General features: G+C 45.1%; 9 protein-coding genes. 6 read left to right on the plus strand and 3 right to left on the minus strand.

The genetic code is table 11. From position 1 onward, the window contains the following. Positions 1–169: 169 nt before the first annotated feature. Positions 170–1,792, plus strand: a complete 1,623-nt coding sequence (locus ACYOR7_RS13780; RefSeq protein WP_479914302.1) for a chloride channel protein — start codon at positions 170–172, stop codon at positions 1,790–1,792. Positions 1,793–1,867: 75 nt separating this feature from the next. On the opposite strand, the gene ACYOR7_RS13785 is transcribed toward ACYOR7_RS13780, so the two are convergent. Continuing rightward, entirely contained in the window at positions 1,868–2,380 is a 513-nt protein-coding gene (locus ACYOR7_RS13785) for a hypothetical protein (protein ID WP_479914303.1), read from the minus strand. A 178-nt stretch (positions 2,381–2,558) separates the two neighbouring features. Between ACYOR7_RS13785 and ACYOR7_RS13790 the strand changes: the two genes are divergently transcribed. Continuing rightward, positions 2,559–2,885, plus strand: a complete 327-nt coding sequence (locus ACYOR7_RS13790; protein WP_479914304.1) for a hypothetical protein — start codon at positions 2,559–2,561, stop codon at positions 2,883–2,885. 1,232 nt (positions 2,886–4,117) lie between these two features. Further along, positions 4,118–4,537 carry a hypothetical protein gene (locus tag ACYOR7_RS13795; protein ID WP_479914305.1) on the plus strand — a complete coding sequence of 140 codons (420 nt, stop codon included), beginning with the start codon at positions 4,118–4,120 and terminating at the stop codon, positions 4,535–4,537. A gap of 130 nt (positions 4,538–4,667) precedes the next feature. Here the strand turns inward: ACYOR7_RS13795 and pstS are convergent, their stop codons facing one another. Beyond that, on the minus strand, positions 4,668–5,765 hold the full coding sequence (pstS, locus tag ACYOR7_RS13800) for a phosphate ABC transporter substrate-binding protein PstS (protein WP_479914306.1): 1,098 nt from the start codon (positions 5,763–5,765) through the stop codon (positions 4,668–4,670). Between the two features lie 1,451 nt (positions 5,766–7,216). On the opposite strand from pstS, the gene ACYOR7_RS13805 reads away from it, so the two are divergent. Next, a complete protein-coding gene (locus tag ACYOR7_RS13805) occupies positions 7,217–7,348 on the plus strand; it encodes a hypothetical protein (protein WP_479914307.1) in 132 nt (43 codons plus the stop codon). Between the two features lie 20 nt (positions 7,349–7,368). Here the strand turns inward: ACYOR7_RS13805 and ACYOR7_RS13810 are convergent, their stop codons facing one another. Next, positions 7,369–9,933: a tetratricopeptide repeat protein gene (locus tag ACYOR7_RS13810; RefSeq protein ID WP_479914308.1), complete on the minus strand. Its 2,565-nt coding sequence runs from the start codon at positions 9,931–9,933 to the stop codon at positions 7,369–7,371. A gap of 125 nt (positions 9,934–10,058) precedes the next feature. Here ACYOR7_RS13810 and ACYOR7_RS13815 point away from each other — a divergent pair, with 125 nt between their 5' ends. Together ACYOR7_RS13815 and ACYOR7_RS13820 are read left to right on the plus strand one after the other, a co-directional pair. Further along, the gene (locus ACYOR7_RS13815) at positions 10,059–11,225 is read left to right on the plus strand and encodes a hypothetical protein (RefSeq protein ID WP_479914309.1); all 1,167 of its coding nucleotides are present in this window, start codon (positions 10,059–10,061) and stop codon (positions 11,223–11,225) included. 288 nt (positions 11,226–11,513) lie between these two features. Next, positions 11,514–12,902 (plus strand): patatin-like phospholipase family protein, encoded by a 1,389-nt coding sequence (locus ACYOR7_RS13820; RefSeq protein WP_479914310.1) that lies wholly within the window; start codon positions 11,514–11,516, stop codon positions 12,900–12,902. Positions 12,903–12,957 lie beyond the last annotated feature (55 nt).

Genomic DNA, 12,957 nt, shown 5'->3' on the forward strand with positions numbered 1-12,957 from the left:
CAATATTTGGAATATTGATCGGAGTCATTGCAGGAGCAAGCGCGATAGGCGTTTCAATACTCACTGCCTTTTTCACATCTCTCTTTCTGGACGTGGGAGCAGGATTCGTTCCACCTGTGCCCGGAATCGAGCGAGGAGGACAATATTCTTTTTTTTACAGATGCCTTGGATGTTTCCTATTGTAGGAGCCATAGGCGGCCTTGTAGTCGGCCTTATCTTTTACAAGACCAAATCTCGAGGAGAAGGAGGAGAAGAGAGGCACGGCACCGACTCTGTCATTGATGCATTCCACAACAGGCAAGGGGATATCCGGGCGAGAATACCCTTCATAACAGCCATCACCTCATCAATTACGATTGGTAGCGGCGGAAGTGGAGGGCTTGAAGGTCCAATGTCGCAGATTGGAGCAGGTTTTAGTTCAGTACTGGGAAGGATTTTCAAGTTTGATGCGTCAGATAGGCGAATTGCAGTTGCGGCCGGACTGGCCGCTGGAATAGGGAGCATATTCAAAATACCGCTTGGCGCAGCGCTGTTTAGTACTGAGGTTTTTTACAGGCAAGATTTTGAAGTTAAGGCTCTGGTCCCCTCGGTCATAGCGTCAGTAGCGGGATATACTGTTGTAGGGTTTATTCTCGGTTGGGCCCCGATATTTTCTCTGCCTCAAGACGCAGCCAAGTATAGCCATCCAGAATCTTTACTTTTGTATGGAATCATAGGATTGGTTTCTGCCGCCATCAGCATGGCATACGTGAGGCTGTTTCATTACGTCAACAGGTTCTTTTCGAACCTAAGGATACCCGCCTACCTCAAGCCTGCTATAGGGGGAGGCGCCGTAGGTGCCATCGCCATAGTGGCACCTCAGGTTCTGGGAAGCAGTTACGGGTGGCTTCAGCTGGCCATGCTTGGGAGCCCCTTGCTCTTGCCAATTTGGATAATCCTTGGGGTTATGGTGCTAAAGATAATTGCGACATCCGTGACCATAGGTTCCGGTGGTAGTGCCGGCGTATTTGCTCCAACCATGGTCATAGGCGGTCTCTTGGGGGCTTTCCTGGGGGGCCTTTTTCACTTGTTTGGTCTTTTCTTGTGGATTGATGTGTCTGCAACGGCCATTGTGGGGATGGTTGCATTTTTTTGTGCCACTGCCAAGACTCCAATTGCAACTATTGTAATGGGAAGCGAACTTACCAGCGGCTATGGACTGCTTGCCCCCATGATGATTGCCACCGTGGTTGCATATGCCGCTTCAAGCCTAAACAGTAGCATATTCAAGAGCCAGGTAACTTCTCGTAAAGACTCGCCAGCGCACAAACTTGACTATGACATGTCAGTATTGCGAACATTGAAGGTTCGTGATGCCATGAATTCACAAATTGTATTGGTCCGCAATACTGCTCGGACCAGCGATGTATTAGAACAGATGGAAGCCGGCAGAATCGAGCATGTAATAATTATTGGAGGAGGAAAAGGAGGAGGAGAAGATGATGGTGAAGACTTGCAGGCCGATGAACCCTATTCTTTGCCACAGCAGAAGGTCAAGGTGGCGACACTTTATGATGTATCAGCAGCAAATGCAGCCGGAATTTCCACCATGGGTGAAGTTAATCTCCGTGAAGCTCTTACAATAGCCGAGTCTGATTCGCTGATTGATGCTTTTAACATACTAATGTCTACCGGCAATGAAATTATCCTAGTTCATCATCAACAATCCAAGATCATAGGCTTACTTTCTTTTAGGGACATAGCCCAAGTATATCACCTGAAGATTCACAATAACAATAACCCTGACGAGTAATAACGGTGCCAGAGAACAAAAAGAAAGAAGAAAATGTAGGTTCTTGGGTCTGCCCATCTCTAGTTGTTTTTTTTACTATGCGGCATTTGTCACGTTGCCCATAAAGTTGTGCATCGTATTGTCTCTCATAGTGATGGCATCGATCGAGAACGCCACGGTGTATGGGTCACTAGATGCAGAGTGGGCCAGAAGTTCAGAGCCAACAAAGTCTACTGTTCCAGATGTGACATTTGACATTAGAGTTGTCACAGCATACGTTTTGCCTTCCATTTTCCATGTCTTTATTCCCATCAGATTTCCGGAGGCCTTTTGATTGGAAATGTCATGGATTGCTATTATATCTACGCCTTTTGATGCAGTAAACGTCACTTTGCCGTCGTAAACCTGCCCAGCTTGCGGCCATACAAAGTGAACTACTTGATGCGATTGATGGCCTTCTGCGTTGTGCGGGATTGAAGACTCTACCCAGCTTCCCGATATTCTGCGAGGGATGTTTTCAAGCGCTTCGGCACTGTGCGTGTACATGGCGGTTGAAATAGAGATGGTCAACAAAGAGACGATTCCTATTGCCGCGATTGTGGTTGCCAATATGCGATTTCGTGTAAACATTATTCTATTTGCATTATCATGTGGGTACATTAGTGTTTTCTCCTCCTGAATATAGTCGTAATTTCAAACTTTGAGTCTTTAAAAAATGGTAATCGAATACTGCAACTAACATTCAGTAGTAAACTCGTTAATACTCCGAAGTCGTAGACCCTTCTGGATGGCAGCAATTCCGCTGGAGGAGCTTGAAAGGATGGAAAAGCTAATCCACATTCTCGAAATCGTATTTACCATATTCAAGTATCTGCCTCTCATAATCGGAGTCCTTGCAGGCATATCTCTGATACTTGCAGCATTCAACTTTATGGAGAAGAGTTATGGATGGGCAATTGTCAATCTTGTACTCGGTGTTTCCGGAGTGCTCTTTGTAATCCGGTTGAACATGCGCCACCCACAACATTTCAACGAACCGGCTGAACTGGCGCATGAGCATGAGAGTACCCCGCCATCATCTTCTTCTTCTGCTGTTGTTGGAGCAGAAAAATAACTAAAGATAAAAATTCTTTAGCGGACTACTTTACTTCCTTTTCTTCTTCCTTTAGAGATAGGTATCCTTTGACTCCGCACGTTGGACATTCCTCAGTCAAGGCTTCCTCTCGCAATTTTCCCTTGTCAACCCTGACTGGAGCGCTCGATTTACACTGTGCGCAGTCTACCATTACCAGATAGTAATCATTATCCACAGAGAACTAAATGTGAAAAATCATATTAATGAGTTAAGTTTGAAGAATACCCGGCTCTAATGAGCTTGCGACACAATCTAACAAAGGCCAAAGGTTACTAGTCAGCTATTCCTCTACTGTCGGTACAAGGTAAAGAAGAATCATGTTTCTAGAGAACTAGTTTGTGCTAAAGTAATTTGGATAAAATGACAATGGTGTTGCCAAGGTAGGTGCGTTCATTTCGCTCTGTAGCCAAGTTTGTAATCCAAATCCTCTGGCAGGGCAGACACAATTTCAAGCAAGACCTCCCCACGGGCAATAGTCGTAGTGAAGAACTCTGCTTCCTGGTAGGAAGTTACATGTGTCATGTTCGTAGATCGTTTAGACTATGTTGGAAAGTCAAATAAAATCGGTTTGGCAAGTTTGTATATCAAGCATGTATGCAGTCGTGCTTGAGCAAGTTACATGCAGAGATGCACACGCTTCACAAATTGCCCCTAGCTGTTGTCTGGGTCGATATTCAACGGTAGGGGCAACGTTTCTTATAATCTTGGGAAGGTGCCAATCCTGCCAATGACGAGCCGGAAGAGCGCCTTCCATTGTCAAGTTCGCGACAACTGCAACGTGTCTCTTGTGTCTCGGTAAAAAATCTGCCCAAAGTAGTTGCAGTAGTAGATATATTCATTCAAACAAGATGATGACGAGAATCATTTGATAATGATAGTACTGCACTTACTCCCCTAGCAGCGCTAATCATTAACACTAAAGGCCAAAATGCCCATATGGTTAGTAAGAGCTTGATGATATTTTATCAAATAGCATGCTTGAAAAATAGCCTTGCAGTTGTCACATGCCCAAAACTGGTCCGACTTTGGCTCAGTCATAATGTTTGCGACGGCACTCAAACTTCTATACAAATCGCTTTGCGCTACTAAATCACTATTCTGCCCGTTCATCGCTAAATGAACCTCATGTCCATATATGATGGTTTTACACATCATTAAAATAGACGAATATAACGTCAGACCTTTATCTCCGTACATTACTAAGACTTCTGATGTCAAGTTCTACGTCTGTTGAGGAGAATACGGTAAAAGACGCTGCAGGCTTCGAAACTCAAGAAGAGGCAGAAGACGAAACGCCAGTGGCCGAAGAATCAAAGTCAAAGAAGATGACCAAGAGCAAAGGGAGGAGGACTACGAAGAAGTCAACCAGCAACTCTAACGGAAAATCCGACTCGGCGACGGCTATTATGCGAGCCATAGAAGCACAACAAGCAGACTTTTCCGGTGTTGCCCAGACATTATCAGTTATCGACGAACGCCTTAATTCCATTGACAAAATGCAGTCGCAGCTGGAGAGCTTCGAGGAAAGGCTATCACAAATAGAGAAAGTAACACAAGATACCTTATCCATTCTTCATCAGGTCAAGCTAAAGAAAAAGAAGAAGGGCAAGGGCAAGAAAAACAAAAAGTAAGGCATCCTGGGAATGAACGTATCCAAACAAGAGAAAGTAGAGGTCGGGAGGAGTCAAAGATGCGCCTTCAACTATTCCTCTCTCACTCTCCTCCCTTCCTCTCTCTCTCTGGATGCAATGACTCTTTAGGCTACTGAGTTTGTACTATCTGGTCAGCAAGGGACGTCTCCTTGTACGTCAACTCCTTCAGTGTTTCCATGTTGTGGTCCACCACTGTCTGCGGGAGAGGCACGTATCCAAGCGCGTCTGCGTACTTTTGCCCACTTGTTATCGCCCATGATACAAACTTGACCAAGTCTTTTGCCTTCTGCTCATCGACGTTCGGGTTTGTGCTCAGGTCTTTGTACAAGAGTAGGTAGCTAAAGCTAGCGATTGGATAGGACTGCGCACCCGGCGCGTTGAGAAGCGATACCGACTCCCAAGATTCTTCGCCCTTTGGCAGGTTTGACGTCATGTTTTGAACGGCGTTCCTAGTAGTTTCCAGTGTTGGCTCTACGAAATTGTTGCCATCCTTGTTCTGCAGGGATGCATAGGACATGTTTGTCGTCAGCGCATAAGCCAGTTCAACATATCCTATGGAATACGGAGTGTTCTTTATGGAATTTGCCACTCCCTCATTGCCCGGAGCTGCAATCCCTTTTGGCCATTGCACTGCCGTTCCTTTACCGACCGTGCTGTTCCATTCCTGACTTATCAGAGAGAGGTAGCTCGTGAAAACAAAGCTGGTGCCGGATCCGTCAGCCCTGTGAACTACGTTGATGTCCCTGGAGGGCAGTGGAAGGTCGGGGTTAATCTGCTTTATCTGAGAGTCGTCCCACTTCTTTATCCTGCCTAGGAATATGTCTGCCAGAATGGGTCCAGTCAATTTTACGCCCTTGTGTGGGACTTCGGGAATGTTGTACGCTGCAACTACGGAGCCAATTGTTTCAGGGATGTGCACTGCCGTTGCCTTGAGCGCAGACCTCTGTTTTTCAGACAGTGGCGCATCTGAAGCACCAAAGTCTACCGTCATCGCAGTAAACTGCTTTATGCCTCCGCCGCTGCCAATTGATTGATAATTCAAGGCCACGTTAGGGTTTTCCTTTGCATACTGTACCCTCCAAGTGTCTATCAGCGGAAATGGAAATGTTGCTCCGGCTCCATTCAGAGTCACTTGGCTCTGCGCAAAAGCCTGCTGTTGTCTTGCGTTTGTCGTAACGGCGATACTTGCCACAAGCAACAAACCCATTAAAGCTAATGGTGCTGCTAGTATGGAAAATTGCCTTCTTCTAGTTTTCATCGGAGAAAGGATTGGGACATTTTATTAATCCGTCACCGACATAAAATGGGTGTTCTATAGATGACTTGAGAGACCTCAAGTATTCTCTAAAAAAATATGGCGCCGTCTCATAAAGCTGTAGATGATTATTCGATCTATTTTGAAAAGTGTGCTAGAATGTTCTCGTATAACGTTGCAGGTTAATGTTGCAGTTTAACATCGCAAATCTCTAGAAGTAAAGCAATCGCTCTAGCATCTTGACGTTAACGTCTAACGCGCCCCCGCCTGCAGCACATCCATGCACGGACTCAAGCGGGGGCGGGGTGTGAACCTGCATTTCTTTGCCGTTCAGCCAAGTGGCGTACTACTAGTGTCAACAACCTGCCCCTACAGCTGCAACTTGGCAACTGCAAAGAGTAGGGGACGAGGTTTGAAACGTGCGACTTGTCTAACGAACATAACCGCACCCGGTATTGTCGTTTCCCTGGTCTGCGTTAATCTGACTTTCGTATATAGAATAAACTAATTACAATTTTATACGGTTCATGGTTTTGCTAGTAGATTGTTCTCTCCCACCCGCCAGAGACATGATAAGTAGTTTGAAAGAAATCCCTACAGGTCTTTAGCCAATACAGCGGGTAGGAGTGTCTAGATTGCCATTGCATTCTATGAGAATTATGAGATGACCAGCGGCCGTACGGCCGCCTTTGCTGCTTCACTCCCCTTTTTTTGACAATGTTAGAGTCAACTAGCAAAAGTATTCACAGCCATTATAGATTATAGTGCTATTATCCAGATTCTAGAAGGCTGCCTCTTTGATGCTGAAAGGTCGAAAATTCTCCATTGTTTCTGTAGGCGACTTTATTTCCCTTCGTTCACCTGAAATTCGCATAATGGCAATTTTGGACTAATCCCACGTCACATTTCATACAAAAGTAAACAACAACTTCTGCATCTCCGTTTCCACTAGTCCATCCATTTTGCATTTTGCCGTTACATTCGGGACATCGTATCTTGACGGTCTTCATGATGCCTCTCATGCATGAAGGACACTTTTTTCCTTCGATTCCTTCTCGGGTGTCTCTACTACGGCAAACGGGACATTCCGTAAGAATGAATGCCATGTAACTCTTTCATATAAGAAAAGATAATTCCCTTGATGTCAAAATCTGGTCTATATTATGACTTCCCATCGCATCTTTAGAATTGAGCTTTGAGACTCGATGGTAATTTGCATCAAAAAATGGTTCATTATGGAAGTATGTTCATTGGATAAAGAATGTTCACACACAGTATCTAATGTGTGAGGAATTTCCCTCACAGTCAAGCAACAAGAGGTTCAGAATCATTAGAATAGATGGTTTACCGTAGGTTTCAAAGATATTCCAATCCGCGAAGACTCGCTGACCCCTGTGGAGTTATTGGAAAAGGCAGGACTTGATCCGTTAGAATATGAGCTTCGTTCTCCAAGCAGTAAAGAGTCAATAAATCCGGAGACGAGGCTAAAGATAGAAGATGGAATGAAGTTAGACGCAGTGGTTAAGAACCGCTAGGGGATCGATCAGCTTTCAATTTACCCTCGATTCGAATTTGAAGTGTTTAGACTGCCAACGGAAATAGCCCTATTTTCTTTGGCCAGCGAGAAACTAGGATCAATCTCCAACGCCTTGTCATATGCCTCGATTGCCTCTTTATGCTGACCAAGGTCATCGAGTGCTACTCCTCTGTTGTTCCATGCTACCGCATTATCCGGATCAATCTCTAGTGCCCTGTTGGCCGCCTGCAAGGCGTCTTGGGGCCTTCCAAGCTTGTCAAGAGCTGTCCCTACATTAATCCAGGCATCCTCATAGTTGGGTCGAATTTCAATCGCCTTGTTGGCTGCCTGCAGAGCCTCATCATACCTGCCAAGATTAATCAGAGCAGTAGCCATGTTATTCCATGCCTCCGCAAAATTAGGGTCATTTTTTAGGATTAAAGGGTATATTGTCAAGGCTTCATCATTCCTTCCAAGATGGATAAGAGAAGCACCTACGCCATTCCATGCTTTCAAGTTATGCGAATCAATCTTTATCGCTTTCACATACTCTCCCAGTGCTCCCTCGAAATCCCCGCTGTTATAGAGAAGGGTGCCATTATCAATTAGTGATTGTATATCTGCGGGTGAGGATAGGGTTAACTCACCTTCCTCGCCCTCAGAAGGAGGAGGGATCGCATTTTCATTATTTTGCGTTGTGGAAGGCCGGTCTTTGGCTAATTGTTCGGATTCTAGAGGGAACGCAATCCGCGTGAATTGAATAATGGTGTTGAAATCCGCTTCCCTTGCCCATACAATGTCAAAGCCGTTTGCAGACAAAGCCACGCCGACATCCTCCGGCATGATATGTGTGTCATTCATATCTAGTATTATCGGGGTCTCAAAGGTAGAGTTTTCTTGATCCAGACTACTTGTAAAGTATAGAACTTCGTTGCCACTGGAGTGAGGTGAGCGAGTGACTCCTAAAAGGTAAACCTGACTACCATGATTTCCAACCGCGAGAATCTCAGAAGCCGCGTTATTTCCTATAACAACTGGCTTGTGAAAATTGGTTTGGTTATCAGAAATTCTGATAAGATATGATCTATCCAGATTCTGGTTATATCCAATATAGGCGTCGGTTTCACCAGATGAAATAGTTACCGGTCCAACAAGGAATCCCATTTGATTGTCCTGAGATGCGGTCAAACTCGACGCGGGACTGAATGTTGTCCCAAAGTCACTACTACCTGAATACATGAGGACTCGATAATGTACATATGCATGAGTTCCTGGAGTTGCTCCTTCTACAGTTGTTTCTGCTTCTATGATACAAGTGGCGTACACATTGTTTGCTTCGGCGCTTAAACGCAAGCTGTCTGTACAAGTCCATGGACTAAAGAGTCCGTGGGGTGTCTCGCCAAAAGTGATTCCCGCATCGGTACTTCGCGTCAACAGCATTTTGTCGCCTGTATGCCATGCCACGTAGACAATCTTATTTTCACTCGTGACCATTTGGGGTATTTTGTCAAGAGTGATAGTTGCATTGTTTGTAACTACCGCAGGAATGCCAAATGAACGTCCTCCATCATTGCTTCTCGCCAGAAATATCGGATGAGGACTGTCATCAGTTAGTCCGTAAAGGAGGACCAATACATTATTCTCTCCTATTGCTGAAAGCTGAGCTCCGCCTATGTCGTTGGATTCTTCACCCCATACCAATTGGTTGCCAAATGAATTCCCTCCATCTGTGCTTGTTGCCAATTCAACCATATTGGGCTGCTTGTTCCAAAGCACTATGACGTTGTCTCCAGATGCTACTAATTGTGGACTGCTAGCTCCGCCGTCTGTATTCACCTTTGTCGGATTGCTAAAGGAATTTCCGCCGTCTTCACTTTTGGAGAACAGGATGTCGCCTCCATTGCCATCATCCTCCCATACCAGATAGACATTTCCATTCCGACTCTCTGCGACCCTTGGATTCGCAAACTGACCCATTGCTGTCAAATTTACCAGTCCCCCGGGTCTGAATTGTTGAGATGACGCGAATTTTGCAGTTTGAACATTTGTATGGTTCAGGTAAATGAATACAGTAGCTTCTTGTGTAGAGATATGTTCTCCATTGCTAACTTTAAAACTAAAATGATCTTCACCTACGTAATCCCGGTCAGGTGTATATGTAACCATATCACTTTCAGAGCCTGTCCAACTCAAGACACCGTGAGAAGGATCCTTAGTTAAGGTGGCTATCAGATTCGAGCTAGCATTACTGCTAGCACCCCACAGAATAATGTCCAACGGGATATTGGCATTACCGAAGACCCTTTCTCCCATTGCCATCGGAATCGGGTCGTTCTGTTCGGCGAGGTGTTGGGACATTGTAACATTCAACCTTGCGTGCAGCATTGTTTCCTGTGGGACAGACGTCGATCTAGTATTTTCGATATTATGGGTGATTGTTTCGGAGGCGTTATCTGTCGAAATATTTGCTGCGGAACCGTCACCATGGGCTCTTGTGATTCCCGGGGGCATGGTTGCCACCAAGGTTGAGAAGAAGAATGCTACCACGAATGCAAAAATGGACATCTGCGGTCTTTTCTGAAAAGGTGCCAGCGTAACTTGCATGCTGGTCTCTCTTTATTAAGTCTGCTCTTGCATGTTATGCGGAATCTAATATAAGTGAAGGCAGATGAGCACAGACATTACTTAAATAGTGAGAGCCTCATTTGGATTCAAGAGCGTCCAAAAGATTGACGTCAATCATAATTTTTACCCTTAGAACCTTGTTGGTTGCATTCTGCTCACTAGCTCTTTTGTTTGCAAATGTGCAAGGAGGGATTTCCGGCAGCGGTCAAGTAATAATGAACTTCAGAAGAACCATTGCGTCTGCCGCTGCTGATGATGGTCAGAATTCACTGGTTGGCGAAATTGTCGAAATCCCGGGAATCGGGCCTATGCAGCTCACATTTGTAAATGGAACAGGCTATCAAGGCAGAGTATTTCCAAATGATAAACTAGAGGTGGATATCACTATCAATTTCAAGCCTCACGGAAAATATATGCCAACTGATCAGGATGTGGAAGACATTCAACAATCTGACTTTCCCATGTTAAACCTTCAACATGAAAGGACATTCCCGGATGACCGAACTATGATTTCAAAATGGAATTTCATCACCCCAGTTGAACTGACAGGATCAGATTCCTCATCTCTAACCGATGCGGCATTTGTGGTGAATCAGGCCGACCATCCTACCGCTCCCAAAATTACCTTTGTGGATGATTCGGGCAAGAATCCCGGTCCCGTAACTGGTTCACCGATACCGGGTAAGGGTGTGAAGAAGGCGGTAGACACCGTAGAGGGGGTTATAATGGAGATATGGAAACTTCAAGGAACATACAGTGGGACAGGGGCAGAGTTTTTCCATGAGGTTTGGAAGTACTCTGGCTGGTCTTTCGATTTCGCTGTAGCCGGCTTCGAATTTCAAGATATGAAGGACAAGATCCAGACAGCCAAAGATTGTGTTAAATCGCAGAAGTTTGGCTCTGAGGATATTAGACAAATAACGCTTCAGCATATCGATGATGCTGGGCAAGATATCATGGAGGCCATGCTAGTAAAGTTTTTCACAAGTACCGTATGGAAAGTCGTTGGTAACAAGACTCCTTCTCCCTGGTTTCCTATTGCCAAACTTGCGCTGAGCAAATACGCCGACTCTGTCGTCAATCCGATCATAAAGATGAATATAGATTACATTAACAAAATTGCTAATTGCTCGGAGTTCAAAGTCAAGGCACCTGTTCCTACAGAGGCTGAGTGTCTAGTTCTCCTCAAGAAGAATTTGAAAAATTTTGCACAGAATGGTTGTCTACCTGCCGTAGGCACTCCTCCCCCTCTAAAGAAATTTCACGAGTAGAGAAATGAGTCACGCCTGGCCTCAAAAAGCGCTTCTTCGTCAGCGGGTTTTGGTAGATGACGACGGCGATATGCTTCAAGTTGCGGAGCGAATCGCTTCAGCTGTATCAGGCAAGTTCAATCAGAAACTAGACAAATCCTCTCGCCAATGGGAATCGAATGGATGCTTGATTGGGCCTGAATGGTCGTCCACAAGAAATTTGACGTTGGTAACCATTGAAAACCATGGAACGCCGTCAAAAGTCATTAATAGTTTCTTCTCGATCTTGCACTTTGGCGAGACCATGAAATGAGCAGTTCCAACATCCCAGATAAACAAAGGGCCCTAATACTTCAGGGTGGGGGCGCATTGGGTGCATACGACGCAGGCGTTATCCAAGTATTGATTGAAGAATTGCCGAAAATTGATGCATTAAAGAATGAAACGGCAAGACCACTTTTTGACATAATCGCCGGGACGTCAAGCGGTGCAATTAACGCGGCCCTATTGGCTATTTTCTATAGGGATAACGGAACTTGGAAGGGGGCGGGTGATAGCGTTGCCAAATACTGGACAGGTGGCTCATTTAACATCGACAAGGATATTGCCTTTCAAACACGGTGGTGGGATGAAGAGCATCGTGGTGACTCGATGGCTGCTAGTAGTGAAGCTGCAAGGAGGTATTTCTCGGCGAAACATTTTCTTTTGGAAGGCGCCCCTGGTATATTCTCAAGACCGGAACCCCAGCCGGATAATAGATTCTTTGACTATGGTTCATTGCCAAATAACATCTGGTATCAATCCAAGAATGACGGTCTAAGAGAAACACTTGGCAAACTTGGATTTCCAATCAAAAATACAATTGAGGATCCGCGACTATTGCTAGTGGCAACCGATGTACAAGACGGTGCTACTGTTACTTTCGATAGCTACTCCACACAATCCGAAATTGGGCGCTATAGAAAGGAGGAGGAGTCTGATGTCCAGAGGAAACGGCTTTTACACTACGATAAAGGTATCACGCCGGAACATGTTCTCGCAAGCGCCTCTGTACCGCTATTCTACAGGTTTGAAAAAATAGGAGACGAAGAGCTTTGTGACGGCGGAGTCCTTAGCAACACTCCCCTTAGGGAGGTTCTGCATGCCCACAGAGACTACTGGTACAAGGTAATAGGACACAGCAATCCTGAAGCTAAAGTTCCTGCCCTTGAAGTCATTATAGTAAGCGTATGGCCCAGAGCAGAGAATGCCAGCGAGATGGTCCCAACAGACTATGACGGAATAAAGGGTCGATTGTATGATATACAACTTTCTGACAAGACTGAATACGATGAAAAAACATCAATGCTAATCTCGGACCTTGTTGGTATGATAAATGAGGTAAAAGCTCGCGCATTAACCAGTATCAAAAACGAGCAAGAAAGAAGAGATTTCCTATCGAGATATGATCAATTGCTCCAGAGTAAAGCCAAAAGCCGCGGCCGCGATGGAAAAACAAGAAATTATCTGGACGTAATAGGAGGTAGGGTTGGCTTGGCAGAAGAAATAGTTCGGATTGAATGCAAGTCAGACATTGATAGCATTTCAAACAAATTTTTTGACCTTTCCGAACGAAGCATGGAAAGGCTGATAGCACAAGGAAAGGAGGATGCTGAGAAGGCGATGGAGTATGTCCGAAACAAGATAAAAGAGCATTAGGAGGAGAAGGAAATTGACTCTTTGACATACAGAGTCACCTGTCCAGATGTTCGAG

Source organism: Candidatus Nitrososphaera sp. 86-2, from assembly GCF_056726185.1.